The organism is Thalassospira sp. CH_XMU1458 (assembly GCF_037027205.1).
GTDB classification, from domain to species: domain Bacteria; phylum Pseudomonadota; class Alphaproteobacteria; order Rhodospirillales; family Thalassospiraceae; genus Thalassospira; species Thalassospira tepidiphila.
Map to the genome: position 1 here is coordinate 1,113,191 of NZ_JAYMDW010000001.1, position 26,997 is coordinate 1,140,187.

A 26,997-nucleotide genomic window follows, 5' to 3' on the forward strand; every position below is an offset into this window, starting at 1 on the left:
CCCCACAGACCGGCCAAGTGCGCGCGCCCCAATAACGGTGCTGCGCGCCAACCATTCCGGCATGTGCAATGCCGGGAAACTGTCATCTGTCAGGAAAGTCATCCTCATGAAGAACCTTTCCACTTTGCGCCCGTCACGGCGCCGTTTCTTGCAATCGCTGGGTGCCGGTGGCGTCACCGCCGCGGCCCTGTCTGCCGGTTTGCCAGCCATGATTCCGGGCATCGGGCGCGGCATGGCCCACGCCGCCGAGACAGGGGGCGTCCAGCAAGTGACCGCCGCACCCGCCACTGCCCGCCTTCTTCCCGGGGGTGCTGTGCCAACACCGGTATGGGCATTTAACGGCACGGTGCCGGGCTCGCTTCTGCGCGTCAAACAGGGCGAAGACGTCCATGTCCGCTTTGAAAATCAGCTTGCGGAGCCAAGCAGCATCCACTGGCACGGGGTACGTGTTCCCAATGCCATGGATGGGGTACCGGGCCTGACCCAAAAGCCGGTCGCCCCAGGCGACACATTCGATTACCGCTTTAACGCCCGGGATGCCGGAACCTATTGGTATCATCCGCATATCAATTCACCGACCCAGCTTGCCCGTGGCCTCTATGGTGCCCTGATCGTCGAGGAGGCCGAACCGGTCAGCGTCGATCGGGAATTTGTCTGGCTGATCGATGACTGGCGTCTTGGGGAAGATGGCGAAATCGATCCGGTGTTTAACGCCGGGCATGATGTTGGTCATGCCGGGCGTCTGGGCGGGCTTGTCACCATCAATGGTGTGGCAAATCCCGATATTTCGGTACGCCCCGGCGAACGGATCAGGGTGCGCATGATCAACACGGCCAATGCGCGTGTCTTTGCCATCGATTTTGCAGGTTTGTCTCCGCATTTGATTGCCCTTGATGGTCATCCGGTCACACCGCATGTGCCAGACCTGCCGGTCTTTTTGTTTGCACCCGGCATGCGGGCTGATTTTATTGTTGATGTCCCGCCTGATGCCAGTGGCCAGTTTTCCCTGATCGACCGTTTTTATGACGGGCTTGAAAACCCGTTGGCAAACCTCCGGGTCGCGGGGGATCCGGTGCGTGGCGACGTTGCGCAAACCAGCATGACCTTGCCCGATAACCCGTTGCCCGAACCTGATCTGCAAAATGCCCGGCGCGAACAGCTGCTTTATACTGGCGGCATGATGGGCGGTGGTGTGCTGCGTCATCTTGTTGAAACCGCCAAAATTGATGCCGGCTTCCTTGGTGAAGTGCGCGGCATGGCGCAATCGATGATGGGGATGATGACCGGCGGTGGCATCTGGATGGTCAATGGCCGCGATCCCGAACGCGATGATCTCGGCCCGCTATTTTCACTCGGCCGCGGGGAAAGCTGTGTCGTGACCGTCACCAATGCCACGGCCTGGTATCACCCGATCCACTTGCATGGTCATGCCTTCCGGGTGCTTTCACGCGACGGGCAACCAACTCGCTATCAGGAATGGCAGGATACCGTCCTTCTTGCCCCGGCAGAACAGGCCGAAATCGCCTTTGTTGCCGACAATCCCGGCGACTGGATGCTTCATTGTCACATTCTCGAACACAAATTCGGCGGCATGTCCGGCTTCATCCGGACCGCCTGACCGCCGCAAAGCTGCAATCGAAAAACGACAGGATCAAAACCATGAAACGTTTCTTTGCATTTATGCTGACCCTTGGCCTGGCAACGATGAGTTTGTCCGGCCACAGCCACGCCAATCCCTTGCAGGCAAAAGTCTACAAGGATCCCAATTGCGGCTGCTGTGCGATCTATGCCGATTATCTTGTTGCGCGGGACTATGAAGTCGAAGTGATCGAAAGCGATCAGGTTGTTCAGATGTCACGCATGATGGGAATTCCCGAAGAAATGCAGGGCTGCCACCTGACCATGATCGAAGGCTATGCCATTTCCGGTCATGTCCCGTTTGAAACCATCGACCGCATTTTAACAGAACGCCCAGAGGCCAAGGCATATACCCTGCCGGGCATGCCGATGGGCTCCCCCGGTATGGGTGGGGTCAAGAATGCCCCGTTCGAAGTCTATCAGATCAAGGACAACACCGCCGAGATCTACGACGTCCGCTAACCGCCTGTAAGGCCCGGCTCCGGTAATGGGGCCGGGCCTTATAAGTCGAAATTATGCGTGACATTGCCCTTAAAGTTGCGCACAGGGCTTGCGATCTCGCCGCTATAGGCACACACTCTATGTATCGCCTGCTGGGAGTCCTTTGGAGCTCCTCGCTTGCAAGTTGTACATATTCGACTGACCCGAAAGTGGTAGGTATCAGCGCTTGGAAATTTGCTGCGGCGCGGTAAGATTGAGGCAGGATCTGAGCAAGGCTCGTAACGACCTTCGCCCGATCTTTGGAAACGTAATCAGGATTAATCGGAGGATCTCATGACCGACGTCGTAATTGTGGGTGCCGCACGGACACCAATCGGCGCATTCAGTGGCACGCTGGCCAATACACCGGCGCATGATCTGGGTGCTATTGCCATCAAGGCTGCACTCGAACGCGCAGGTGTCGAAGGCGATGCTGTTGACGAAGTGATCCTTGGTCAGGTCCTGACAGGTGGTCAGGGTCAGAACCCGGCACGCCAGGCCGCCATCGGTGCAGGCATTTCTGATCGTACAACCGCGTTTCTGATCAACCAGGTTTGCGGTTCGGGCCTGCGCACGGTTGCCCTTGCTGCCCAGCAGATCATGACGGGGGATGCCAACATCGTCGTCGCCGGTGGTCAGGAAAACATGTCGCTTTCAACCCATGTTGCGCATCTGCGCGCCGGGCACAAAATGGGCGATGTAAAATTCATCGACAGCATGATCAAGGACGGCCTGTGGTGTGCGTTCAACGGCTATCACATGGGCAACACCGCTGAAAACATTGCCAAGAAATGGGGCATCTCGCGCGAAGAGCAGGATGAATTCGCCGCCGCCTCGCAGAACAAGGCTGAGGCCGCCCAGAAAGCCGGTCGCTTCAATGATGAAATCGCGCCTGTGACCATCGCGCATCGCAAGGGTGAAACCATCTTTGATGCCGATGAATATCCGCGTCACGGTGCCACCGTCGACGGCATGGCCAAACTCCGCCCGGCCTTCGATAAGGAAGGCACAGTGACGGCTGGTAACGCATCGGGCATCAATGACGGGGCGGCCGCCCTTGTCGTCATGTCGGCGGCTGAGGCATCCAAGCGTGGCCTGACCCCGCTTGCGACGATCAAAAGCTGGGCGACGGCGGGTGTTGATCCGGCGATCATGGGGTCCGGCCCGATCCCGGCTTCGAAAAAGGCGCTTGAAAAGGCAGGCTGGTCGGCAGCCGACCTTGACCTGATCGAAGCCAACGAAGCCTTTGCCGCCCAGGCGATTGCGGTTAACCGCGACATGGGCTGGGATACCGACAAGGTCAACGTCAATGGCGGTGCGATTGCACTTGGCCATCCGATCGGCGCATCCGGCGCCCGTGTGTTCACCACATTGCTGCACGAAATGCAGAAACGCGATGCCAAAAAAGGTCTGGCGACGCTCTGCATTGGTGGCGGTATGGGGGTTGCGCTTTGCGTTGAACGCTAAGCGACCTTTTGCCGGAAAATAACATATGCGGGGCGTCCTCTTGATGGGGATGCCCCGTTTGCATTGATGCAGAATTTGCTGCAGTGCGACGAAAGACTAAGCGCTTTTGTAGAATTCGAGGATGGAGAAGTAATAAAGTTACGTATATAACGCAATTTATGGATTAAAGTTACGCAAGTCGTAGAAGGGCAAGCTACGGAATTCGCGATGATGACACGTTTGATGAACGAAGTTTAGGGAGGCGACCATGACAAAAACAGCACTGGTAACCGGTGGAACACGCGGAATCGGCAGGGCAATCAGTCTGTCACTCAAGGACGCGGGCTACACCGTTGTGGCGAACTATGCTGGCAATGACGAGGCCGCCAAGGCCTTCTCTGAGGAAACCGGCATTGCGACCTATAAATGGAGCGTCGCGGACGCCGATGCGTGTGCCGCGGGCATCGCCAAGGTCGAAGCCGAAGTCGGCCCGATTGATATTCTGATCAACAATGCCGGCATCACCCGTGACGGTTTCATGCACAAGATGGAGACCGAGCACTGGAACGCGGTGATCGACACCAACCTGAGCTCGCTCTTTTACATGACCAAACCGGTCCTTGAAGGCATGCGTGCACGCGGCTTTGGCCGTGTCGTCAATATTTCCTCTATCAACGGGCAGGCCGGTCAGTTGGGCCAGACCAACTACTCCGCCGCCAAGGCAGGCGTGCACGGCTTTACCAAGGCACTCGCTCAGGAAGTCGCGCGTAAAGGCATTACGGTCAACACCATCGCACCGGGCTATATCAATACCGACATGGTGGCCGCCGTTCCGGAAAAGGTCCTTGAAGGCATCATTTCCAAAATCCCGGTTGGACGATTGGGCGAAGCAGACGAAATCGCTCAGGCGATCCTCTATCTCTGCGGCCCGAATTCCGGCTTCATCACCGGCTCCTGTCTGTCAATCAATGGCGGTCAGCATATGTTCTGATGCTGTGCTGATCCGGCAAGCATCACCGATCAAGCAAAGCGCCCTGCAGGAATGCGGGGCGTTTTCTTTTAGACATGTACCGTGATGGATCAGGAAGGGCGCACGCGAATATCGGCAATGCCGGTCCCGCGTATCACGGTCTGCGCATTGGGAAGATCGTTGCTGGTGGCTTTGTGGGTGGCGGTGGCGTCGTCAAAGCCAAAGCTGCGCCAACGCGCGATCAACCGGGCACGCAGTGTGTCTTCCGGCACATCAAGATAGATCGACAGATCAAATAGGCCGTGAAGTTGGTTCCACGGGGATTGATCGAGAAGCAGGTAATTGCCCTCGACCAGAATGGTCTTGTGATCAGGCGTAATCATCCGGGCTGAGCCACGCGATATTTCAAGTGTGCGATCAAACAACGGGACGTAAACGTCATCGTTTGGCGTGTCACGCAGGGCCATCAAGGTGCGCTTGAGCCCGCCAACATCAAAGGTTTCCGGCGCGCCCTTGCGGGCCAGAAGGCCGCGGTCTTCCAGAATGCCATTGTCGAAGTGAAACCCGTCCATTGGCACCACAGCAGCCCCGGCTTTATCACCCCCCAGATGGTGATAAAGCCGGTCGGACAAGGTTGACTTGCCCGAGGCTGGTGCGCCGACAATGGCAACAAGAATGCGGCCCTTGTCGGTGTGCTTGGCGCGAATGGCGTCTGCCAACGCGTCGAGATCAGGTGTCATGAAACTATGGTTCTCATATCCGGGGTGCGATGTTTTATGCGGCGTCTTCTGCCGGTGGCTCCTTGGCCCCGGTCATGAAGGCAACCGCGTCTGACATGCTGTAATCATCGGGTTTGATGGTGCAAAGACGTTTGCCCAAGCGATGCACATGGATGCGATCGGCGACCTCGAATACATGCGGCATGTTATGCGAAATCAGCACAATCGGCATGCCGCGCGCCTTCACATCGGCAATCAAATCAAGCACGCGACGGCTTTCCTTAACGCCCAATGCCGCAGTCGGTTCATCCATGATCACCACGCGCGATCCGAATGCCGCCGCACGGGCAACCGCAACCCCCTGGCGCTGCCCACCTGAAAGGGTTTCAACCGCCTGATTGATGTTCTGAATGGTCATCAGACCAAGATCGGTCAGCTTCTCACGCGCCAGACGCTGCATTTCCTTATGGTCCAGCGCCCCGAAATACTTGCCCATGATGCCCTTCTTGCGAAGCTCGCGGCCCATGAACATGTTGTCAGCAATCGAAAGTGCCGGCGAAAGTGCAAGGTTCTGATACACCGTTTCAATTCCGGCTTCGCGGGCCTCCATCGGCGATGTGAACTGGATCGGCTTGCCATCAAGCTCGATACTGCCTTCATCAATGGTGACAGCCCCCGAAAGCGCCTTGATCAAGGATGATTTGCCCGCCCCGTTATCGCCGATCACGGCAAGAACCTCGCCGGGATAAAGATCAAAATCGGCATAGTTAAGGGCGGTGACACGTCCATATCGTTTGACGATGCCGCGTGCCTTCAGAACAGGTTGCACAGATTGGGAAGTGTTGCTCATGACGACACCTTTCTGATCCACTGGTCAATGGCGACAGCAATAATGGTCAGCCAGCCGATGGCAAAGACCTGCCAAAGAACATCCACCCCCGCAAGGCGAAGGCCGGAATTAAACACGCCAACAATCAACGCCCCGATCAACGGGCCAATGATCGATCCGCGCCCACCAAAAAGCGAGATACCCCCGATGACAACAGCCGTAATCGATTGCAGGTTGGCTTCCTGAAAACTCTGTGGCGAAACCGATCCAACACGTCCGATCGATGCCCAGGCGCCAATCGCACAAACAAGGCCCGCAAGGCAATAAACCGTAATCAGGGTGCGGTTGGTGCGAATGCCCGAAAGTTCGGCCGCTTCCTTGTCATCGCCGATGGCATAAACATGCCGCCCCCAACTGGTGTGGTTCAGGATGTACCAAAGCACCGCAAAGATCACGAGCATCAGGATCGACCCATAGGTGATCCGAGCCCCGCCAAGCGCGATGCTTTCGCCAAAGAACTTCAAAAGCGGGGCGATTTCATCAAGTGTCTGGCTGCGGATTGATTGTGCGCCCGAAAGCCAAAGGTTAAGCGCAAAGAAAATATTCCAGGTACCGAGCGTCACGATAAACGGCGGCAACTTGATCCGGGTCACCAGGAACCCGTTCAGCCCCCCGGCACAGATCCCGCCGATACAGCCAATGATAATGGCAATCGGGGCTGGAATGCCGATGGTGACGGCAAGCTGGCCCATAATGACCGACATCAGAACCATGATCGCACCGACCGAAAGATCGATACCGGCGGTCAGGATCACAAGGCTTTGCGCCGCGGCGAGAATGCCGATGATCGATACCTGCTGCATGATCAGCGACAGGTTAAAGGGCGAAAAGAATTTACTGCCGGCGACAAAGCCGAAAATGATGATCGAAAATATCAGAACAATCACCGGCACCATGGTCGGGTTGCCATGCAAAAAATGCTGCACGTTGCCGAAAAGACTGCGGTGTTTATGTTCGAATTGCGCGACGTTGCGGTCGCTGGACTCAAGCGCGTGCTCGAATTCCTGTTTCTGGCGCGACGATTTGGGTGTCTCGCTCATCGTTTCCTCCGGACCTGGTCGAAAACAGGATCAGGCATCCCTGATCCGTTCGCTGTCTTCCTCCCGGCTCTTGTGGCGGGTTCGGATGACATACCAAGTGTAAAGCAAAGTGGGACAAGGAGGGCAGGGGATAATGCTGCCCTCCTTCGAAGCAGGTCAGGATAAACCCCGGATTAACCCCAGCAGCGATCCATGCCCTCGGCAACGTCAATCGACGGAACGCCGTCAACCGGCTGATCGGTCACAAGGTTGACACCCGTGTTATAGAAGTTAAGGCCCTGGCTGTTCTGCGGCTTTTCACCGCTATCAGCCCATGCCTTGATCGCTTCGATACCCTTGGACGCCATCAGCAACGGATACTGCTGCGAGGTTGCACCAATCACGCCATCCTTGACGTTGGCAACACCCGGGCAACCGCCATCGACCGACACGATCAGAACGCCGTCTTCCATGCCGAACGATTTCAGTGCCTCATAGGCACCGGCAGCGGCCGGTTCGTTGATGGTGTAAACCACATTAATCTCGGAATCGCGCTGCATCAGGTTTTCCATCGCAGTACGGCCGCCTTCTTCGTTGCCGTTGGTCACGTCATGGCCAACGATCCGGTCGTCATCCTCGTCCCCGATCTTGTTGGGGTCCTTGATGTCGATCCCGAAACCTTTCAGGAAGCCCTGATCGCGCAGCACATCAACCGACGGCGCACTCGGCGTCAGGTCAAGCAGGGCGATCTTGGCGTCCGCCGCCTTGTCACCAAGCTTGGCCGCGGCCCACTGACCGATCAGTTCACCGGCCTTGAAGTTGTCGGTGGCAAAGGTTGCATCGGCCGCATCAATCGGCTCAAGCGGCGTGTCGAGTGCGATCACGATCAAGCCAGCGTCGCGTGCTTTTTTCACGACCGGTACAATTGCCTTGGTGTCGGATGCGGTCAGAAGGATGCCCTTTGCACCTGATGCAATGCACGATTCGATGGCCTGAACCTGTGTTTCATGGTCGCCATCAATCTTGCCGGCATAGGTCGACAGATTGATGCCAAGTTCTTCGGCCTTGGCAGATGCACCTTCCTTCATTTTCACGAAGAACGGGTTGATGTCGGTTTTGGTGATCAGGCAGGCGCCGATTTCGTCGGCTTTTGCGGCGTTCGGAGCCGCAGTCATACCCAGTGCAAGCGCACCAAGGGCGGCGCCAAGAAGTGCTTTCTTCATTTGTTTCCTCCCAGGACTGAACCTGAATATTTGGCCATTTTGGCCTGATTTTGCTGTTTTCCAACAGATCGTGACGCACATTTTTGTCGCGGGTCTTCAATCTGTATGGCCTTACGACACACCAAACCGGCGATCCTGTCAATTAATAAATCCGATTGATTTATTAATTATTCCTGTCACTCTGGTCGATACTCAGGTTACCTAATGCCCGAGTGGGAGGAATATATGACTGACAGCATCTCTGCGAACCCGGACAATATCGGGGCGGATGATCGCAACGCGCGTCCCTTGCATCCGGGCGGGGGCGCAAACCAGTTGCGCGTGCGCGCCTATAACGAACGGCTTGTTTTGTCGCTCGTGCGCCGTAACGCCGGTCTTTCAAAGGCCGAAATTGCAAGGCTTTCCGGGCTGTCGGCCCAAACCGTTTCCGTCATCATGCGCGCCCTTGAAAAGGATGGGCTTTTGATGCGCGGCACACCGGTGCGCGGCAATGTTGGCAAGCCAAAAGTACCCATGGCGCTTAATCCCGACGGGGTTTATTCCTTTGGGCTCAAGATCGGGCGGCGCAGCACGGAATTGATCCTGATGGATTTCGTCGGATCGGTGCGGGCAACCAAACGCGAAGCGTATAAATATCCCACCCCCGATGGCATTCGCCGGTTCGTTCGTGACGCGGTCGATGACATCCTGACCGGCCTTGATCGCAACCAGATTGACCGTATTGCCGGGGTCGGTATCGCTGCCCCGTTTGAGCTTTGGAACTGGGTCGATGAGGTCGGCGCCCCGGTCGAAGACATGAATGCCTGGCGCGAGGTTGATCTGGTCGACGCAATCGCCGCCATCGTGCCGTTCCCGGTTTTTCAGCAAAATGACGCGACTGCCGCCTGCGGGGCGGAGCTTGTCTTTGGCCTTGGTCCGAACTATTCCGATTTCGCCTATTTCTTTATTGGGTCGTTTATTGGCGGCGGGGTTGTTCTTAATCAGGCGCTTTATGCCGGGCGGACGGGCAATGCAGGCGCCTTTGGCTCCATGCCGGTCTCCTCGCGCAGCGGCCATCCCAGCCAGTTGATTGATCAGGCCTCGATCTTTGTGCTTGAACAGATGCTGACCCGCGAAGGCGGCGATCCGGCGATGCTGTGGCGCGATCCCGATTACTGGCATGGTCTTGGCAAGACGCTTGATATCTGGATCGAACACACCGCGCGCAGTCTGGCGATTGCCATCACCTCGGTCTGCTCGGTGATTGATTTCGAAGCCGTCATTGTCGATGGCGGCTTCCCGGCCGATGTCTGTGAACGGGTGGTTGCCGCAACCCGTGCCGCGATTTCCGAGCTCGATCTGCAAGGCATCGAACGCCCCCGCATCGAACAGGGGCGGGTGGGCAGTGCCGCACGCGCCATCGGTGCGGCAAGTCTGCCCTTGTTCTCGCGCTATCTGCTTGATCAGAACGTTTTGTTCAAACAGATGGCCTGATCCAACATCAGCTTAGAAATTGTCTTTGCGTTTGCGGATCTCGGTAAAGATCGCAACCGGGCTTTCGCCACTCATCCCCAGTGCCGCGGCGACCGACGGCTCATCGGCGCGCAGGAACGGATTGGTCGCAAGCTCGACATCCAGACGCGATGGAATGGTCGGAAGGTTGCGTGCGCGAAGCCCGTCAATATCCTGGCACCGTGCGATCAGGATGGCGTTGTCGGGCTCGATCGTTTTGGCGAATTTCGCATTGGCCTGGGTATATTCATGGCCGCAATAGACTTGTGTGCTCGCCGGAAGGCCCCGGAATTTCTGCAAGGAATGCCACATCTGTTCGGGTGTACCTTCAAACAGGCGGCCACAGCCAAGTGCAAACAGGCTGTCGCCGGAAAACAGCGCGGTGATCGCCGGGAAGTAAAACGCGATATGCCCGCTGGTGTGGCCCGGCACATCAAACACCCGTCCTTCCAGATCGCCAATCAGAACCTGATCACCCTCGGCACAGGTTTCATCCATGTCGGGAATACGTGCGGTTTCGGCCGTCGGGCCCAGCAATTTCGCACCGTATTTCTCGATCAATTCAGCATTGCCGCCGATATGGTCGTGGTGGTGATGGGTGTTGATCACCAGATCAAGGTTCCAGTCACGCTCTTCAAGGGCGGCAATCACAGGGGCCGCTTCGCCCGGATCAACGATGGCGGTGACTTCGCTGCGGTGGCAGCGCACAAGATAGGTGTAATTGTCTGAAAGACAGGGAATAACGATCACTTCGCCCGCAGCCATGGCGTACCTCAAAACTATGAATTCCGATTTGAACCAAGACTAGCAGCAACCACTGTCTTGAAACAATCACGCAAAAACATTCCCGTGCCGGACCGGGGATGATAGGCTGATCGCATGCGTCAGGATGTCGTTGATCTTCACCGTTTTTATGCCAGCAGTATCGGGCAAGCCGCCCGGCGTCTGATCCGCAGGCGTTTGCGCGTCATGTGGTCGGATGTCCGGGGCATGCGCGTCCTTGGTTTTGGCTATGCCACGCCCTATTTGCGCCCGTTTATTGGCGAGGCGGAGCGTGTCATGGCCTTCATGCCAGCCCAGCAGGGCTGCGTTCATTGGCCAGCGGGCGAAGACAACCGTGTGGCGCTGACCGAAGAAACCATGTTGCCGCTGCCTGACAGTTCGGTGGATCGCATTTTGGTCGTGCATCTGGTCGAACATACGGACTCGATGCGTCGCCTGATGCGCGAATGCTGGCGCGTGCTGACGCCTAATGGCCGGATTGTCGTGGTAACACCCAACCGAAGCTCGCTCTGGTCATGGTCGGAAAAAACGCCTTTTGGCTATGGCCATCCCCATAGCGTCTCACAGCTGCAAAACCTGCTGCGTGAAAACATGTTCCTACCGATCCAGCACAGCCGCGCACTTTTCATGCCGCCGACCAACATGCGGCTTTTGCTGCGCTGGTCGCAGGTGTTCGAAAATATCGGATCGCGGCTGTTCAAGGCCTTTGCCGGTGTTTCGATTGTCGAAGCCGGTAAACAGCTTTACGCCAGCTCCGGCACGCCACAGCGCAAACGCCGTCTGGTGCATATCCCGGTGACGGTCCCGCCGCTGCGCCCGGCCGATGGCAATCAACAACACCTTGTGTCGCACGGCGAGACCGATGAGTGTCAAAACAGCCCGTCGGACGAAGACAAACCAACACAGGCCTCAACCTCAGACCAGTAAGTCCGCAAAATCACGGCAGGTTTTGTTACATGATGATAATTGACAGGCACGCCATGATTGCCTGCATAATAACATCATGTCATTGAAATCTGTTTTGCGAAACACAGTCAGGTTTACCGGACGCGCGCTGTTTGGCGGTGCGCTGCTTCTGCCATTGCACGCCGTCGCAGAGCCGGTGCAAAACAGCAACGTGCCCCGCACCATCACGCTGTACGCCGAAGACAGCAACGCACCCTATGCGTTTCTCGATGGGGTGAGCCCCGAAGGCATTTATGTCCGCATCCTGCAGGAAGCATTTGATCGTCTGCCGGGCTATCAGCTCGATATTGTCAATGTGCCGTTTCGCCGCGGGATGGAGCTGCTTAAGGATGGCAAGATCATGGGGTTCTTTCCGCCTTACGCGCGCGGGGATCGCGACTGGATCGAACGCTATTCCATCCCGATCCTGCGCGAAACCGTCGTGGCAATCTGCAGCAAGGATTACGCACAAAGCAACGATCTGAAGCGCTTCCCCGATGATTTCAAAGGGGCGCGTTTTGCCAATAATGCTGGCTATCGTCTGGCCGGGCCTGAATTCTTTGACATGGTCGAGGCGGGCGACATTACCCTTGAAGAAGCCAACACCACCGCAAGCAACCTGCGTTTCCTGATGGCCGGTCGCGTTGATTGTTATGTCAATGAACGCATGGCCATTCTGGCCGGGATGCGCGAACTGGCCGTCGACAAGGCAGTCGCCCGCCTGTTTAACGAGGCCGCGATCATCGGGTACGAATTTGGCTACGTTGCCTATGGCCCGGACCCGGAGGGCAAATGGCCCTATCGCGACCAGTTTGCCGGCGCCCTAGATCGCGTGCTCAGTGACATGCTCGCAAGCGGCGAGATCGACCGGCTGGTTGTTTCCTATTTCTCTTATTGATATCGCCCGCAATAGGCTTCCGCGTGTTTGAGCAGCACACAAAAAAACAGGCCACCGAATGTCGGTGGCCTGTTTCAATATCGGGCAGATCAGGACGTCTTAGTGTTCGACGTCGCGCCAGATCTTGCGTTTGACCGCATACAGCATTGCCGTCAGAACCAGCAGGAACAGGATCACTTTCATCCCAAGCGCCTTGCGGGCTTCAAGTTCCGGCTGTGCCGTCCAGTTCAGGAAGGCCGTCACATCACGTGCATGCTGTTCCATGGTCATCGGGGTGCCATCCGTGTACTCGACCGCTTCATCATAAAGCGGCGGTGCCATGGAGATCTGATGACCCGGGAAGTAGTGGTTGTAATACTTTCCGTCTGCAAGGTCGAAGCCCTCTGGTGCTTCTTCCTCATAGCCGGTCAGAAGGCCGAACACATAGTCCGGGCCACCCACACGGGCTTTGGTCATCAGCGAAAGATCCGGCGGAATGGCGCCGCCGTTTGATGCGGCCGCCGCCTTTTCGTTCGGGAACGGAGACGGGAAGTAATCCGAAGCAAGACCCGGACGGGTGAACATGTCACCATCGTCATTCGGACCGTCTTCGATGTCATACTCGGCTGCAATCGCCTTGATCTGGTCTTCGTTGAACCCAATGCCTTCAAGGTTACGGAAGGCAATGAAGCGCAGGCTGTGACAGCCGGCACAGATGTTCTTGTAGACCTGGAAGCCACGCTGCAGCTGGGCACGGTCATACGTTCCAAACAGACCCTGCCAGCTCCAATCCTGTGCCTCGGGCACCGGCGCGTCGCCGGCAGCCTTGGCTGCACCACCAGTGAATGCGGTTACCGCGAAGGCGGCAGCAATTGCGGTCAGTGCGAACTTACGCATTTGCACCCTCCTTCAAAACAGATTCGCTGATGCTTGCAGGAAGCGGCTTGGTTCGTTCCATTTTTCCAACCAACGGCATGACCACAAGGAAGTGTGCGAAGTAATACAGCGTCGAAAGCTGACCCATCACGATGACTTTCAGACCCGGAATACCCAGGAAGTAGTCATCCGGCGCCTTCGCCCCGCAATAGCCGAGGATGAAGGTGTCGATCACAAACAGCCAGAAGAACCATTTGTAAACCGGACGGAATTTCGAGCTGCGCACCTTGGAGGTATCAAGCCACGGAATAACGAACAGGATCACGATCGAGGCAAACATCGCCAGCACGCCAAGCAGTTTTGCCGGGATGCCAAAGATGGTGAAGTCGATCGAACGCAGGATCGCATAGAACGGCAGGAAGTACCATTCCGGCACGATGTGCGGCGGTGTGACCAGCGGGTTCGCCGGGATGTAGTTATCCGGGTGGCCCAGGAAGTCAGGTGCAAAGAACACAAACACCGAGAAGAAGATCAGGAACACGCCCATGCCGTACAGATCCTTGATCGTGTAGTACGGATGGAACGGAATGGCATCAGCCGGGGTCTTGATCTCAACACCGGTCGGGTTGTTCGAGCGCACGGTATGCAGTGCCCAGACATGCAGGACAACAAGGCCCAGAATGACGAACGGCATCAGATAGTGCAGCGAGAAGAACCGGTTCAGCGTCGGGTTATCAACCGAGAAACCACCCCAAAGCCAGGTCACCAGCGGATCACCGATGATCGGGAAGGCAGAGAACAGGTTGGTAATAACCGTTGCACCCCAGAAGGACATCTGGCCCCACGGCAGGACATAGCCCATGAACGCGGTTGCCATCATCGCAAGCAGGATCAGGATACCGATCCACCACAACATCTCGCGCGGTGCTTTGTATGACCCGTAATACAGGCCACGGAAAATGTGAATGAACACAACGATGAAGAACATCGATGCGCCGTTCATATGGATATAGCGGATCAGCCAGCCATAGTTCACATCACGCATGATGCGCTCGACCGACTCAAAGGCCATATCGGTATGGGGGGTGTAGTTCATCACCAGGAAAATACCGGTGAGGATCATCGTCACCAGAACAAAACCAGCCAGGGAACCGAAGTTCCACATATAGGACAGGTTTTTCGGGGTCGGATATTCGTATGCAGAGTGGTGCAACATGGAGATGACCGGAAGACGGTCGTCAACCCACTTGACCACTTTGTTGTTCCACTGAGGTGCGCTCATAAACCTGCTCCTTACCCGATCCGGACCGACGTGTCGGTCAGGAATTCATATTCCGGAACGACAAGGTTCAACGGCGCGGGGCCGCGGCGGATACGGCCCGACGTATCATAGTGCGAGCCATGGCATGGGCAGTACCAGCCATCATAGTCACCACGGGTTTCGCCTGTGGCTGTGCCCATCGGAATGCAGCCCAGATGGGTGCAGACGCCGACGACGACCAGCCACTCTTTCTTTTCGACACGCGCATCGTCGGTCTGCGGATCGACGAGTTCGTTCAATGCGACGTCTTCGGCCTCATTGATTTCGCGTTCGGTACGATGGCGGATGAAGACAGGTTTGCCTCGCCACATGACCTTAATTGCCTGACCAACCGGGATGTTGGCCAGATTAACCTCAACCGAGGCAAGTGCGAGAACGTCCTTGGACGGGTTCATGCTGTCCACGAACGGCAACAACGCGCAACCAACGCCGACGGCGCCAACTGCTGTGGTCGCCAAGGTCAGGAAATCCCTGCGGTTCTCGTCCGGCTGGTGTTCGCCGGAGGAATGCACCGTTTGCGACATAATTAATCCCTCTTTCTGCCCCCAAAACAGGCATGCGGAATGCCAAACCAAGACTTAGGGCATTCATGTTTACATTCCATTGATGAAAATCAAACAATCTTGCCGCTAAAAGCCCTTAGGCCTGTTTGACGGTCCGTATACTAACAAAAATTCGGTTTGTTAAGGAGAACTTGGAGTTGCAAATTGTTTGCATTCAACAAGATCATTGGGTTTTGCGCTGCACAATTCGGTAAAACATAGCGTAATTGCGGGTATCGCGCCCTTTGTGCGCCAAGGACTTGTGGCTTTAGTTCTTCATATTCCAAAAAAGTCTAATAGCGGCGTTAACGGGTAATTATATGTCGCTGATGAACTGATTCGACATTTGTTCACCAACGATTCTAAAAGAAGCCATGAGAATTTGTTTATTCGAACCCGACATCCCGCAAAACACCGGCACCATCCTGCGCATGGCGGCCTGTTTTGGTCTGCCGGTCGATATCATCGAGCCGTGCGGCTTTCTTCTGACGTCCGGTGCGCTTAAGCGCGCCGGGATGGATTATCTCGAAAAGGCCGATTATATACGCCATGCCGACTGGCGCGCCTTTGTCGAAGCCCGCCAGGACGGAACCGTGCCAGGGCGTCTGGTGTTGCTGACGACCAAGGGGGCCGAACCCTATTGCGATTTTGAATTTCGCGCCGATGATATCCTGATGCTGGGTTCCGAAAGCAAAGGGGTACCCGATAGCGTCCATGACTATGTCGATGCCCGCGTCGTCATTCCCATGAAGCCGCAAATGCGCTCGCTAAATGTCGCCATGGCAACCGCAATGACATTGGGCGAAGCGCTCCGACAGACCGACGGCTTTCCTGCAAGCCGACCGAGTGAAAGAACCAAGTGAGTAACGCAATGACGGACGCTAAGAGTTCTGCAAAACAGGCAATGAAAACGAGCACCGACCATAAGGTCGACGATGCCGTGATTGCCAAACGCAAACAGATCGCCCGGGACTGGTTCCGCCAATTGCGTGATGACATTTGCGCCAGTTACGAGGCGCTTGAAGACAGCTACGAAGGACCGCTTTCTGATCGTGCACCGGGACGTTTCGAACGCACCGTATGGGAGCGCGGCGAAAATGAAGGCGGCGGCGAAATGTCGGTCATGAAGGGCCGGGTGTTTGAAAAGGTCGGGGTCAATATCTCGGTCGTGCATGGCGAATTTTCCGAAAAATTTCGCAAGGAAATCCCGGGTGCCGATGAAAACCCCAACTTCTGGGCGGCGGGCATTTCACTGGTCGCCCATCCATGCTCGCCCCATGTTCCGGCCGTGCACATGAACACGCGCCACATCGTCACCACCAAGGCATGGTTTGGCGGTGGTGCCGATCTGACCCCGGTTTTCCCGCAGGAAAAAGACACCGCTGATTTCCATGGGGCGCTTAAATCCGCCTGCGATGCCCATGGCGATGACTATTACGACCGGTTCAAAAAGTGGTGCGATGAATATTTCTGGCTGCCACACCGGAATGAGCCGCGCGGCGTTGGCGGGATTTTCTATGATTATCTGGATGCCGACTGGGATGCCGATTTCGCCTTCACCCAGGATGTCGGGCGTGCTTTCCGCGATATCTATCCCGAACTGGTCAAGCGCCACTACAACAAGCCCTGGACCGATGACGAACGCCGCGCCCAACTGATCAAGCGCGGCCGTTATGTCGAGTTCAACCTGCTCCATGATCGCGGCACGCGCTTTGGCCTGATGACCGGCGGCAACACCGAAGCCATCCTGATGTCGCTCCCGCCCGAAGCAAACTGGCCGTAACGCCTTACGCCGTCATCCCCGCGCAGGCGGGGATCTCGTGTTGCTTGCTTCGACCGCGCTATCGAATTCTATCGGCCAATCGCGTCATAAGGTCCATGCGCTCATGGAAAATCGCCACGACCAGTGCGGGCGCATTTTCGCGCGGAAGACAAAAGACGTAATGTTGCGCGCAGCGCACCATCCGAAGGTTCGGGAAAAGTTCGCTCATGTCGTGGAATGAACCACGCCCGGCGACAAGATCATCAATGCCCTTTTCCAGCGTGGCGACATAGCGCCGCACTTGTGCTGGGCCCCACTCCTTGTTGGTATATCGAATGATCCCGCGCAGATCGGCTTCTGCCTCTGCGCTAAGGGTATACCCCCTCACGCAGGTTTCTCGCTCAGCTCTTCCTCAAGAATTTCAGAGATATTTTTGGACGAAACGTTCCCCGCAACCCCATCTTCGATGCGGCTTTCGAGTAAGGTTTTCAGCTCCATCCATGCCTTGTCGGCATTGGCATCGTCCGGGAATAGCCGTTCGAGCGCGTATTGCTTGATGGTCTTGCCCTGCAAGGCGGCCGTCGCCTTCAGGCTTTGATGCTGCTGGTCGGTGATGTCGATCGTCAAGCGGCTCATAGGGCAATCTCCCAACAAATGTACAAACCCACATTACCACATATGTGGGTTTGTTGCTATGGCCTGATCCTGTTCATTAAATGGATGTTTTTCCTGCGGTGTCTGCCATTATTTGCCACGCGCAGCAAAAATCCGCCCGATGGCATTAAGCAATATTTGGGCGGCCAGAATGGCGGTTGTCCCGGTGTGGTCGTAATCCGGCGCGACTTCGACCAGATCAATGCCAACGATATCGCCGCGCTTGGCAAGGCCTGCGATGATTTCCAGCACGTCATAATACAGGAACCCGCCATGGCTGGGCGTGCCGGTACCCGGCGCAATCGACGGATCAAACCCGTCAATATCAATCGTCAGGTAATACCGCTTCCCGGCCGGAATGCGTTCCAGAACGCCTTCGACGCCAAGCTTGCGAACTTGGCGTACGGACAGGATGTCGGACCCTCGCGCGCGGGCATAGTCATAGCCCTCCTTGGCGGTGGAGGACACATTGCGAATGCCAAGTTGGGTCATGCCCGTGACCCACGGCTTTTCAATTGCCCGGCGCATCGGGTTGCCATGGCCATTGCGCACCCCGTGGCGTTCATCAACGAAATCGAGATGGGCGTCAAACTGCACCACATGCACCGGTTCCTGATCGGAAAAGGCATTGATGCAGGGAATGTTGATCGAATGATCGCCGCCCAGAATCACGGGCAGGGCGTTTGCTGCCAAAATCTTGCGCACGCCAAACTCGATATTGGCGTGGCTGTTGATCGTGTCAGTGTGAATGATATCAGCATCGCCAATATCGACCATCCGGACCCCTTCAAGATAGGTCACGTCATCTTCATGGTCATAGGCCCCGGCATGGCCAAAGGCGAAAAGTGTCGATGCCTCTCGAATGCCACGCGGCCCAAACCGCGCACCGGACCGCCACTGGGTGCCGAAATCAAACGGCGCGCCAAGGATGGCAACATCGGCATCAATCGCATCCCAGTTCTCGACATAGGGGCTTTTGGAAAAGGTCGAAATCCCCACAAAGGGCAGGTTCAACCGCCCGCTGTTATAGCCATGCTCAGACATGAAAAATCCCCTGTCGAAAGTGGTGCGCGCAAACCATTACTCTAGGGGACGGACCGCCTGCGATACAGAAAAACAATTGAGGTGCTTGGCGGCAATCAGGTCTCGTTGATCAACCAATCAAGCAGCGTGGTGGTGGTATTGCTGACAGATGCACCCGGCACCACCCAGTATCCGCGATCGGCGCGCGCCACTTCGCGACCAACCGCAACGAGGCTGCCCTGTTCCAGGTGATGATCCACCAATCCGCGCCAGCCCAGTGCCACCCCCTGTTCGGCAAGGGCAGCCTGAATGACAAAGCCATAGGTATTAAGCCCAAGATCGCCCTGGGCCGGTTTGCGGGTAATCCCGTGATCGGCAAGCCAGCTTTCCCACGTCAGCCAGCGTGACTTTCCGGCGACTTCGAGATGCAAAAGCGGGGCACGGGCAAACTTGGCCGGATCGTCAAACGGACCATAGCGTTCAAGAAAGCCCGGTGTGCAAACCGGCACCACCCTTTCCGGGATCAGAAGCTGTGCGGTATCGGGGAAATCGTCCGCCGCCCCGAACAGCATGGCGGCATCGGTTTCGCGCGCCATCGCATCATCAAGACCCTGGGATGCGATAATATGGACTTCGGCCTCGGGATGCAGGCGGCGGAAATCGGTCACGCGTGGCATCAGCCAGAAGGCGGCAAAGCCGAAATCGGTAAAGATCCGCACCGCATGATCCTGTGTGGTGCGTCGTGTATCCCGCGTTGCCTTGTCGATGCTCTCGACACTGGTTTTCACCGCCTCAAACAGGATTTCGCCCGCATCTGTCAATCGACTGCCGCCTTGGGATCGATGCAGCAATGAAACGCCCAACTGATCCTCGACCCGCTTGATCTGATAGGTCACCGCAGGCTGGCTCAAGCCCAGCTCATTGGCGGCCCGTGTCAGGCTGCCAAGCCGCCCGACCGCTTCAAAAATTCTCAGCCAGCCAATGTCGAGGGGTCTTTGCATTATAAAAATTCTTTATGGAAGTGATTAAAAAACACCGGGTTTCTTTGAAAGTTGATTTATGGATTTAATGTCGGTCACGCGATCAAGGTCAAGCGGATTAACGACAAGACCCGATAAAAGACACCCGGAAAGGGGCAGGAGTTTTGCGCTTGCTTTGTCTCGCACCAAACGACCCAGGGGTGCTTTTGTCGTCAATGCTGCCATCTCGGTGATCGGCGGATTGCACCCTGTGAAGGAGTGCATAATAAATGACGTCCCCGAATATCCTGATCCTGATGGCCGACCAGCTCAACGGGACCCTGTTCCCCGATGGTCCTGCGGATTTCCTGCATACACCGCATTTGCGCAAGCTTGCTGAGCGCTCGGCGCGTTTCCGCAATTGCTATACAGGCTCGCCGCTTTGCGCGCCGGGACGTGCATCCTTCATGGCCGGTCAGTTGCCCAATCGCACCCGGGTCTATGACAACGCCGCAGAATTTTCATCAGACATTCCGACCTATGCCCATCACTTGCGCCGCGCAGGATATTACACCTGCCTGTCGGGCAAGATGCATTTCGTCGGCCCCGATCAGTTGCATGGTTTTGAAGAACGCCTGACCACCGATATCTACCCGGCTGATTTCGGCTGGACCCCGGATTACCGCAAACCCGGCGAACGGATTGACTGGTGGTATCATAATCTGGGCTCTGTCACCGGTGCCGGTGTGGCCGAGATTTCCAACCAGATGGAATATGATGACGAGGTTGCCTATAACGCGACGCATAAGATTTATGACCTGTCACGCGGTCATGATGAACGCCCGTGGTGCCTGACGGTCAGCTTTACCCATCCGCATGACCCGTATGTCGCGCGCAAGAAATTCTGGGATCTGTATGAAGATTGCTCGGAACTCGAACCCGAAGTCGCACCGTTTGATTTCGAGGGTCAGGACCCGCATTCCCAGCGTCTGATGAAGGCCAGTGACTACACCGCCTTTGACATCAAAAAGGAAGATGTCAGACGCTCCCGTCAGGCCTATTTCGCCAACATCTCCTATATCGATGACAAGGTCGGGCAGATCATGGAGGTGCTTGAAACCACCCGTCAGCTCGACAACACCATCATCATCTTTGTCTCTGATCATGGCGATATGCTGGGCGAACGCGGCCTGTGGTTTAAAATGAGCTTCTTTGAAGGCTCGGCCCGTGTGCCGCTGATGATGGCCGGGCCAAACATCACGCCGGGCCTTTATACCGATCCGGTTTCAAGCCTTGATGTCACCCCGACCGTGGCCGATCTCGCCGGCATTTCGATGGATGAAGTCGCCCCTTGGACCGACGGCATGTCGTTGTGTGGCATGCTGGCGGGTAAAGCACGTACCGAACCGGTCCTGATGGAATATGCCGCCGAAGGGTCCTATGCCCCGCTGGTCTGTATCCGCGAAGGCAAATGGAAATACACCTATTGCACGCTTGATCCCGAACAGCTGTTTGACCTTGAAGCCGATCCCAGGGAACTCACCAACCTTGCAACCGATCCGGCCTGCGCCGACCAGCTTGAGGCATTCCGGGCCCAGCGGGCCGCGCGCTGGAATCTGGAGGCATTTGATTCCGCGGTCCGCGAAAGTCAGGCACGTCGCTGGATCGTCTATGAGGCGCTGCGCAACGGCTCCTACTTCCCGTGGGATTACCAGCCGCTGCAAAAGGCGTCCGAACGCTACATGCGCAATCACATGGATCTGAACGAACTCGAAGATAAACAGCGCTTCCCGCGAGGGGAGTAAGAAGCAGCGTCGGCCAGCCATGTGGGACGGCGGGCCGGCGCTGCCTCAACTCGTTCGTCGAAATAGCTGAAGAACCGAACATCTGAATACCTGAAGTGCCGACCAGAAAGTGCCTAATCAAAGCCGCCTTGCAGTTCGGCTCGGGTACGGACCGCATGTTTGATCAGGGGCATAAACAACGAAAAGTTGGGTACCCGAAACAGTGAGGTAATCATGGACGACAAAATGAAGGTGGGGCCACTCGGGCCCTTCCCGCGGGTCAGCAAACCGGTCTTTTCCGTCTCGGCAATCCTGATCGTCGGGTTCATCATATTCGGGGCGGTGTTTACGGAAACCGCGGGCGCGCTGTTTGCCGCAGCACAGTCCGCCATCGCAAACTATTTTGGCTGGTTCCTGATCATCGTTGCCAATCTGGCCGTGGTGGTCAGTCTTTATCTTGCCATTGGCCCTTATGGGCGAGTGCGTTTGGGACGTCAGACCGACAAGCCCGAATATGGTCTGTTTTCATGGACAGCGATGCTGTTTAGTGCCGGTATCGGCATCGGCTTGCTGTATTGGGGCGTGGCCGAACCGCTTTATCACTATTTCGCACCACCCATGGCCGAACCCGAAACCATCGAGGCCGCCGAACAGGCAATGATGATTTCTTTCCTGCATTGGGGCATCCATGGCTGGGCGCTTTATTGCATTGTCGGCCTGTCGCTAGCCTATTTCCATTACCGCAAGGGCCTGCCGCTTTCGATCCGCTCGGCACTGTATCCGATCATTGGCGAACGGATTTATGGCACCTGGGGCCACGTGGTCGATATTCTGGCCGTGTTTGGCACCATGTTTGGCATTGTCACGACCCTTGGTCTTGGCGTCATGCAAATCAGTTCCGGTCTGAATTCGCTGTTTGGCATTCCCGATACGCTGCCGGTTCAGATCGTATTGATTGCCATCATCACCGTGTTTGCGACCATTTCGGTCATGGCGGGTCTTGATGGCGGCATCAAACGCATCAGTAACCTCAACATTCAGCTCAGCTTTGTGTTGCTCGGTTTTGTTCTGATCTTCGGCCCGACGCTTTTCGTCTTCGACAGCTTTGTTGAAAACGTTGGCAACTATATCAGCAATCTGGTTGTCATCAGCTTCTGGAGCGAAGCCTACACCGACAGCAACTGGCAGGCTGGCTGGACGATCTTCTATTGGGCCTGGTGGGTATCGTGGTCGCCGTTTGTAGGCATCTTTATTGCCCGCATTTCGCGGGGCCGTACGGTGCGTGAATTCACCCTTGGTGTGCTGTTCATTCCGGTCGTTATCCTGTTCTTCTGGTTTACCGCCTTTGGCGGGGCTGCGATCCATATGGAAATGATCGGCAATCCCGGCTTGATCGAGGCCACCAAGGCCAGTTACGGCAGTGCGATCTTCAAGCTGCTTGAATTCATGCCGCTGACCAAATTTGTCACCACCGTTGTCATCGTCATGATCGTCATCTGGTTTGTGACCTCGTCTGACAGTGGCTCGTTTGTCATCGATATGCTGACCGCCGGTGGTGATGCCGATCCGCCCCGTATTCAGCGCCTGTTCTGGGCCACGACCGAAGGCGTGATTGCTGCGGTCCTTCTGATCGCAGGCGGGCTTTCTGCCCTGCAAGCCGCGGCTGTTGTGGCGGGCTTCCCGTTTGCCGCAGTCATTCTGGTGATGATGTATGGCTTGTTGCGTGGCCTTGGGCGCGATTCCCTTGTGCTCTATCGCTACAAGCAATGGTACGAGACCGAGCATGAGGCAGAACACAACCTGCCAAATGCCTATGTCGACGAAACCGAACTCCCCGATGTTCACCCGGGGCCGTCAATCACCGCACCACGGCATGCTGAATAGCGACGCCAAATTGGTACGGTGATACACAAATACAAAACGGACGGATGGCCTGTGCCATCCGTCCGTTGCCTTGAGGGTGTTGAGATCATCTTGGTCGGTCTTATGCCGCACGCTGGTGGTGCGTGCCTTCACTGACTTCCTCGACGATTTTGCTGACAAAGGCATCAAGGTCCTGCGGTGAACGCGACGTCACAATGCCGTCTTCGCAGACCACAGCCTCATCGCGCCACAGCGCACCGGCATTGAGCATATCGGTCTTTATTGATGCAAATGACGTTGCATGACGATCACGCAGCGCCCCGGCCTCGATCAGAAGCCACGGGCCATGGCAAATGGCGGCAACCGGTTTGCCCGATGCGACAAACTCGCGCACCAGACTGACAGACGCTTCGTCATTGCGCAGCAGGTCCGGGTTGATCTGCCCGCCGGGGATGACCAGCGCATCATAGTCTTTGATATCGACATCTTTGACTTCGACATCGACATCAACCGTGTCGCCCCAATCGCTTTTATCCCAGCTCTTGATCGGATCAGGTTTGGGCGATGCGATTTTGACGTCGGCCCCGTGGGTTGACAATTTTTCAAGCGGAACACGCAGTTCAGACCGTTCATAGCCATCGGTGGCAAGAATCAAGATCTTTGCGGTATCAATCGCAGGCATAATGTCGCTCCTTTCATTGGTGACACCTTACCAACGGCTGCGATGTTTTTTCGTTCCGGATTTCAATGTGATCATTTTGTGGCACGGGCGCAAAGGTGCTGTGAAACACCGAATTGCCTCTGACGCACTTTTCCTAATTGTATGAGGATTTATATTCCGCCTTGTCACTGGTCTGTCTGGCTGCGGCTAAAAGGGCGGCAATCCCGCTTATCCGTCTGAAAAACAGGCGACTTGTAATCCTCATACTTTAAAGAAATACGGCGTGTTTGCTGCCGGGTGGGGGGGGGCTTAGTTTGACGGGACGGTTTTATGGTGCGCGACCTGGTCTTCTGTCGGGTTCAGGATGCGCCAGTCGCGGACCTGTTCATTGATGATGCCGCTATTTGTCAGGCACTGATGAATGAACCCGTTGGCGTGCAGTGCATCGATCCCGCTATTGAGCGCCGCAACGATCTTTTCGGCATTCGGCAATGCGTGCGAAATCATGAAATGCTGGCTGGCGGGCAGGACCACCTTGACGCCGGGCATCGGGTATAACCGTATCCCGTCACTGCTGCGCACCATGCCGGGCCCGCTGGAAAATTCCAGCAAGGTAAAGTCGGCCCGACCGGCATTGATCAGCGCATAGATTTGCTGCTTGGTGGCGGCACTGGTCAGGCTTGCAGGGGCCAGACTTTCAAGCACTTCCCAATCCAGTCGCCAGGTGCGAATGGACACCGCACTCATGTGATGCACATCGGAAACCGGCGTATCACTGCTAAGTGCGAAGGTGTCCTGACTGACGTAAATACCTTTCTCCACCTCGCCCCGGCGCAGAATCGGCAGTGATTTCAAGACTTCAGGATCCGCATCAATATTAAAATCCCAGTCCGATTTGATATCGGCAAAGCCTTCGCTGACCATCTTGCGGCTGCGTTCGGAATTGGGCGATGGCACGACCTGTACCCGGGCGGCAAGCCCCCCTGCATTCAGCGCTTCCTGCAAGATGGAATACATCACCAGCGACGCACTGTCGGGGCGATCGGCAAGGCAGGACCGGCAGTCCGGATTGCTGTCATTCTGGCAGGAAAAAACCGTATCAAACTCGCTTTCGCGCACCGGAAAGCGGATGTCGATGGTTTCCGTGGCGTTTGCGCTGTTGCTGCCAGAATCAGCAAACGTGCAAAGCATAGCAATCAGGGCAACAAGAATGCCGATTCTGGTTCTGTCTGCTGGCCTGTTGGCACCAGTCTGGGGGCTCATGCGGTGGTCCGGTCACGATGTTTTGGTGGTGATTGCCACAATGTGAGGACGCGCACACCCGATTACATCCTTTGCCGACTAAAATTTTGTCATGCGACAAAATTCAATAAAAAACACCCCGGTGTGAAACATCCGGGGTGTTTTTCAAAAAATGTGAATAATCGATCTGATTATTCAAAAAAATCATTCAGCGGCAACAGCCGTATTTTCACCGCGCACCAGCGCCATATAGTCTTCCATCATGGTCTTGCAGACCTGACCCGGGGTGAAGGTATATTGCCCGATTTCCGCCACCGGCGTCACTTCGGCCGCGGTGCCGGTCAGGAAGCATTCTTCAAAGCCTTCCATTTCCTCAGGCATGATCGCGCGTTCAATCACCTCATAGCCACGCGCCTTGGCAAGGCCAATGACAGTGCGCCGCGTAATGCCATCCAGGAAACAATCAGGCTTCGGCGTATGGATCTGACCATCCTTGATAAAGAACACATTGGCACCGGTCGCCTCGGCAACCTGACCACGGTAATCAAGCATCAGGGCATCGGCATAGCCTTTGCGCTCTGCCTCGTGCTTGGACAGGGTGCAGATCATGTAAAGACCGGCAGCCTTGGCATTGGTTGGCGCGGTATTCGGTGCCGGGCGGGCCCATTTCGACAGGTCCAGACGAATGCCTTTCAGGCGTTCTTCCGGCTTGAAATAGCTTGGCCATTCCCAGCAGGCGATGGCGACATTGATGCGCGTGGTCTGGGCCGAAACGCCCATCATCTCGCTGCCGCGCCAGGCGATACGGCGGATATAGCCATCGGTAATGTCGTTGGCCGCCAGCGTTTCGATGACAGCGTCATCGAGTTCGGCAGCACTATAGGGGATTTTCATGTCCAGGATTTCGCCGGACTTGATCAGGCGTTCACCATGCTCGGCCAGCTTGAAAACCTTGCCGTTATAGGAGCGTTCGCCCTCAAAAACCGCACTCCCGTAATGGACAGCGTGGCTCAGCACATGCAGAGTGCTTTCACGCCATGGTTTAAGTTCACCATTATACCAGATATAACCATCACGGTTATCAAAGGTCGGAGCTGTCATTTGCCAAATTCCATTTCAAGAACGTTCCTGGACGTAACTTTATGTCCTTATTTGTCTGGTCGGGGTAACATTCATAGATTAATGTGTCAATATAACTGACATAACGGATAAGCATGGCAGATATCTCTACACGCAAGGTCAACCCTCTTTTCCTGAGGGAAGAAGAGCTTAGACAAGGCATTGAATTGCTGTTCTATGCCTACCGTGATTTCACCGAAGTCGCGGATCAGATGCTTGCGCAATATAATTTTGGTCGCGCCCACCATCGGGTCATCTATTTCGTCAGCCGCAACCCCGGTATTACGGTCAGTGACCTGTTGTCGATTCTCAAGATCACCAAGCAGTCCTTGTCGCGCGTGCTGGGCCAGTTAGTGCGTGAAGGCTTCATCGAACAAAAGACCGGTGTGCAGGACCGGCGCCAGCGTTTGCTGACCCTGACTGAAAAGGGTGAGGCGCTGGAGCGCGAATTGACCGAACAGCAGCGCGCCCTGATTGCAGCGGCCTATCGCGAGGCCGGGGCAGAATCGGTCGAGGGATTCCGCAAGGTCATGATGGGCATGATGGACGAAAAGGACCGCAAACGGTTCGAGGATGATGGCCCCGGTGGCCTGCGCCGCCGTGCCGGATGAGGCGGGTGCGAGATCTGTCATAATTTTGACGTCGTCATGCTTACGCTTTTGAAAGAATTTGCAGCCAAATTGTTCTCCAGCGATCCTGAACCCAGGGAAA

The 26,997-nt window shown here is 56.1% G+C and carries 27 protein-coding genes; 12 read left to right on the plus strand and 15 right to left on the minus strand.

Going from position 1 to position 26,997, the window contains the following annotated elements:
• The first annotated feature begins 106 nt into the window (after positions 1 to 106).
• The 4 genes from WBY09_RS05060 to phbB all read left to right on the plus strand — a co-directional run bounded on the left by WBY09_RS05060 (position 107) and on the right by phbB (position 4,555).
• The gene (locus WBY09_RS05060; RefSeq protein ID WP_197145855.1) at positions 107 to 1,618 is read left to right on the plus strand and encodes a multicopper oxidase family protein; all 1,512 of its coding nucleotides are present in this window, start codon (positions 107 to 109) and stop codon (positions 1,616 to 1,618) included.
• A 41-nt stretch (positions 1,619 to 1,659) separates the two neighbouring features.
• The gene (locus WBY09_RS05065; protein WP_336232130.1) at positions 1,660 to 2,100 is read left to right on the plus strand and encodes a DUF411 domain-containing protein; all 441 of its coding nucleotides are present in this window, start codon (positions 1,660 to 1,662) and stop codon (positions 2,098 to 2,100) included.
• A 312-nt stretch (positions 2,101 to 2,412) separates the two neighbouring features.
• Complete coding sequence (locus WBY09_RS05070) at positions 2,413 to 3,585, plus strand: acetyl-CoA C-acetyltransferase (protein WP_120224322.1); 1,173 nt, start codon at positions 2,413 to 2,415, stop codon at positions 3,583 to 3,585.
• A 247-nt stretch (positions 3,586 to 3,832) separates the two neighbouring features.
• Complete coding sequence (gene phbB, locus WBY09_RS05075; RefSeq protein WP_336232131.1) at positions 3,833 to 4,555, plus strand: acetoacetyl-CoA reductase; 723 nt, start codon at positions 3,833 to 3,835, stop codon at positions 4,553 to 4,555.
• Positions 4,556 to 4,644: 89 nt separating this feature from the next.
• On the opposite strand, the gene WBY09_RS05080 is transcribed toward phbB, so the two are convergent.
• From WBY09_RS05080 to WBY09_RS05095, 4 genes are all read right to left on the minus strand, one after another.
• Positions 4,645 to 5,274, minus strand: a complete 630-nt coding sequence (locus WBY09_RS05080; RefSeq protein WP_336232132.1) for a nucleoside triphosphate hydrolase — start codon at positions 5,272 to 5,274, stop codon at positions 4,645 to 4,647.
• A gap of 34 nt (positions 5,275 to 5,308) precedes the next feature.
• A complete protein-coding gene (locus WBY09_RS05085; RefSeq protein ID WP_064787394.1) occupies positions 5,309 to 6,103 on the minus strand; it encodes an ATP-binding cassette domain-containing protein in 795 nt (264 codons plus the stop codon).
• On the minus strand, positions 6,100 to 7,182 hold the full coding sequence (locus WBY09_RS05090; protein WP_063088694.1) for an ABC transporter permease: 1,083 nt from the start codon (positions 7,180 to 7,182) through the stop codon (positions 6,100 to 6,102). Before WBY09_RS05090 ends, WBY09_RS05085 begins: the two co-directional genes overlap by 4 nt.
• Before the next feature lie 173 nt (positions 7,183 to 7,355).
• Entirely contained in the window at positions 7,356 to 8,384 is a 1,029-nt protein-coding gene (locus tag WBY09_RS05095; RefSeq protein ID WP_336232133.1) for a sugar ABC transporter substrate-binding protein, read from the minus strand.
• 225 nt (positions 8,385 to 8,609) lie between these two features.
• Here WBY09_RS05095 and WBY09_RS05100 point away from each other — a divergent pair, with 225 nt between their 5' ends.
• The gene (locus WBY09_RS05100; RefSeq protein WP_336232134.1) at positions 8,610 to 9,857 is read left to right on the plus strand and encodes an ROK family transcriptional regulator; all 1,248 of its coding nucleotides are present in this window, start codon (positions 8,610 to 8,612) and stop codon (positions 9,855 to 9,857) included.
• Positions 9,858 to 9,869: 12 nt separating this feature from the next.
• Here the strand turns inward: WBY09_RS05100 and gloB are convergent, their stop codons facing one another.
• Positions 9,870 to 10,640, minus strand: a complete 771-nt coding sequence (gene gloB / locus WBY09_RS05105) for a hydroxyacylglutathione hydrolase (RefSeq protein ID WP_336232135.1) — start codon at positions 10,638 to 10,640, stop codon at positions 9,870 to 9,872.
• Between the two features lie 114 nt (positions 10,641 to 10,754).
• On the opposite strand from gloB, the gene WBY09_RS05110 reads away from it, so the two are divergent.
• Positions 10,755 to 11,585, plus strand: a complete 831-nt coding sequence (locus tag WBY09_RS05110) for a class I SAM-dependent methyltransferase (protein ID WP_336232136.1) — start codon at positions 10,755 to 10,757, stop codon at positions 11,583 to 11,585.
• Positions 11,586 to 11,661: 76 nt separating this feature from the next.
• Complete coding sequence (locus WBY09_RS05115) at positions 11,662 to 12,501, plus strand: substrate-binding periplasmic protein (RefSeq protein WP_336232138.1); 840 nt, start codon at positions 11,662 to 11,664, stop codon at positions 12,499 to 12,501.
• A gap of 99 nt (positions 12,502 to 12,600) precedes the next feature.
• Here WBY09_RS05115 and WBY09_RS05120 read toward each other — a convergent pair whose 3' ends face one another.
• The 3 genes from WBY09_RS05120 to petA are packed head-to-tail and all read right to left on the minus strand — an operon-like array spanning position 12,601 to position 15,201.
• Complete coding sequence (locus WBY09_RS05120; protein WP_336232139.1) at positions 12,601 to 13,377, minus strand: cytochrome c1; 777 nt, start codon at positions 13,375 to 13,377, stop codon at positions 12,601 to 12,603.
• Entirely contained in the window at positions 13,370 to 14,638 is a 1,269-nt protein-coding gene (locus WBY09_RS05125) for a cytochrome b (protein WP_063088700.1), read from the minus strand. Before WBY09_RS05125 ends, WBY09_RS05120 begins: the two co-directional genes overlap by 8 nt.
• A gap of 11 nt (positions 14,639 to 14,649) precedes the next feature.
• Positions 14,650 to 15,201 (minus strand): ubiquinol-cytochrome c reductase iron-sulfur subunit, encoded by a 552-nt coding sequence (petA, locus tag WBY09_RS05130; protein ID WP_008889443.1) that lies wholly within the window; start codon positions 15,199 to 15,201, stop codon positions 14,650 to 14,652.
• 392 nt (positions 15,202 to 15,593) lie between these two features.
• On the opposite strand from petA, the gene WBY09_RS05135 reads away from it, so the two are divergent.
• Entirely contained in the window at positions 15,594 to 16,082 is a 489-nt protein-coding gene (locus WBY09_RS05135; RefSeq protein WP_336232140.1) for a tRNA (cytidine(34)-2'-O)-methyltransferase, read from the plus strand.
• A gap of 41 nt (positions 16,083 to 16,123) precedes the next feature.
• Positions 16,124 to 17,002 carry an oxygen-dependent coproporphyrinogen oxidase gene (gene hemF, locus WBY09_RS05140; RefSeq protein WP_336232141.1) on the plus strand — a complete coding sequence of 293 codons (879 nt, stop codon included), beginning with the start codon at positions 16,124 to 16,126 and terminating at the stop codon, positions 17,000 to 17,002.
• A 58-nt stretch (positions 17,003 to 17,060) separates the two neighbouring features.
• Here hemF and WBY09_RS05145 read toward each other — a convergent pair whose 3' ends face one another.
• From WBY09_RS05145 to WBY09_RS05160, 4 genes are all read right to left on the minus strand, one after another.
• Positions 17,061 to 17,369, minus strand: coding sequence for a type II toxin-antitoxin system RelE/ParE family toxin (locus WBY09_RS05145; protein ID WP_336232142.1), 309 nt, complete (start codon positions 17,367 to 17,369; stop codon positions 17,061 to 17,063).
• Entirely contained in the window at positions 17,366 to 17,617 is a 252-nt protein-coding gene (locus tag WBY09_RS05150; protein WP_336232143.1) for an antitoxin, read from the minus strand. The genes WBY09_RS05145 and WBY09_RS05150 overlap by 4 nt, the downstream gene beginning before the upstream one ends.
• A gap of 108 nt (positions 17,618 to 17,725) precedes the next feature.
• Positions 17,726 to 18,679, minus strand: a complete 954-nt coding sequence (gene speB, locus WBY09_RS05155) for an agmatinase (protein WP_336232144.1) — start codon at positions 18,677 to 18,679, stop codon at positions 17,726 to 17,728.
• A gap of 95 nt (positions 18,680 to 18,774) precedes the next feature.
• Positions 18,775 to 19,659, minus strand: a complete 885-nt coding sequence (locus WBY09_RS05160; RefSeq protein ID WP_336232145.1) for a choline sulfate utilization transcriptional regulator — start codon at positions 19,657 to 19,659, stop codon at positions 18,775 to 18,777.
• A gap of 248 nt (positions 19,660 to 19,907) precedes the next feature.
• Here WBY09_RS05160 and betC point away from each other — a divergent pair, with 248 nt between their 5' ends.
• Positions 19,908 to 21,422 carry a choline-sulfatase gene (gene betC, locus WBY09_RS05165; protein WP_336232146.1) on the plus strand — a complete coding sequence of 505 codons (1,515 nt, stop codon included), beginning with the start codon at positions 19,908 to 19,910 and terminating at the stop codon, positions 21,420 to 21,422.
• Between the two features lie 213 nt (positions 21,423 to 21,635).
• On the plus strand, positions 21,636 to 23,285 hold the full coding sequence (locus WBY09_RS05170; RefSeq protein ID WP_336232148.1) for a BCCT family transporter: 1,650 nt from the start codon (positions 21,636 to 21,638) through the stop codon (positions 23,283 to 23,285).
• Positions 23,286 to 23,385: 100 nt separating this feature from the next.
• Here the strand turns inward: WBY09_RS05170 and WBY09_RS05175 are convergent, their stop codons facing one another.
• The 3 genes from WBY09_RS05175 to WBY09_RS05185 all read right to left on the minus strand — a co-directional run bounded on the left by WBY09_RS05175 (position 23,386) and on the right by WBY09_RS05185 (position 26,268).
• Positions 23,386 to 23,946, minus strand: a complete 561-nt coding sequence (locus WBY09_RS05175; RefSeq protein WP_336232149.1) for a type 1 glutamine amidotransferase domain-containing protein — start codon at positions 23,944 to 23,946, stop codon at positions 23,386 to 23,388.
• 288 nt (positions 23,947 to 24,234) lie between these two features.
• A complete protein-coding gene (locus WBY09_RS05180; RefSeq protein ID WP_336232150.1) occupies positions 24,235 to 25,188 on the minus strand; it encodes a hypothetical protein in 954 nt (317 codons plus the stop codon).
• A 183-nt stretch (positions 25,189 to 25,371) separates the two neighbouring features.
• Positions 25,372 to 26,268: a branched-chain amino acid aminotransferase gene (locus WBY09_RS05185; protein ID WP_008889455.1), complete on the minus strand. Its 897-nt coding sequence runs from the start codon at positions 26,266 to 26,268 to the stop codon at positions 25,372 to 25,374.
• Between the two features lie 113 nt (positions 26,269 to 26,381).
• Here WBY09_RS05185 and WBY09_RS05190 point away from each other — a divergent pair, with 113 nt between their 5' ends.
• Positions 26,382 to 26,897 carry a MarR family winged helix-turn-helix transcriptional regulator gene (locus tag WBY09_RS05190; protein ID WP_008889456.1) on the plus strand — a complete coding sequence of 172 codons (516 nt, stop codon included), beginning with the start codon at positions 26,382 to 26,384 and terminating at the stop codon, positions 26,895 to 26,897.
• Positions 26,898 to 26,997 lie beyond the last annotated feature (100 nt).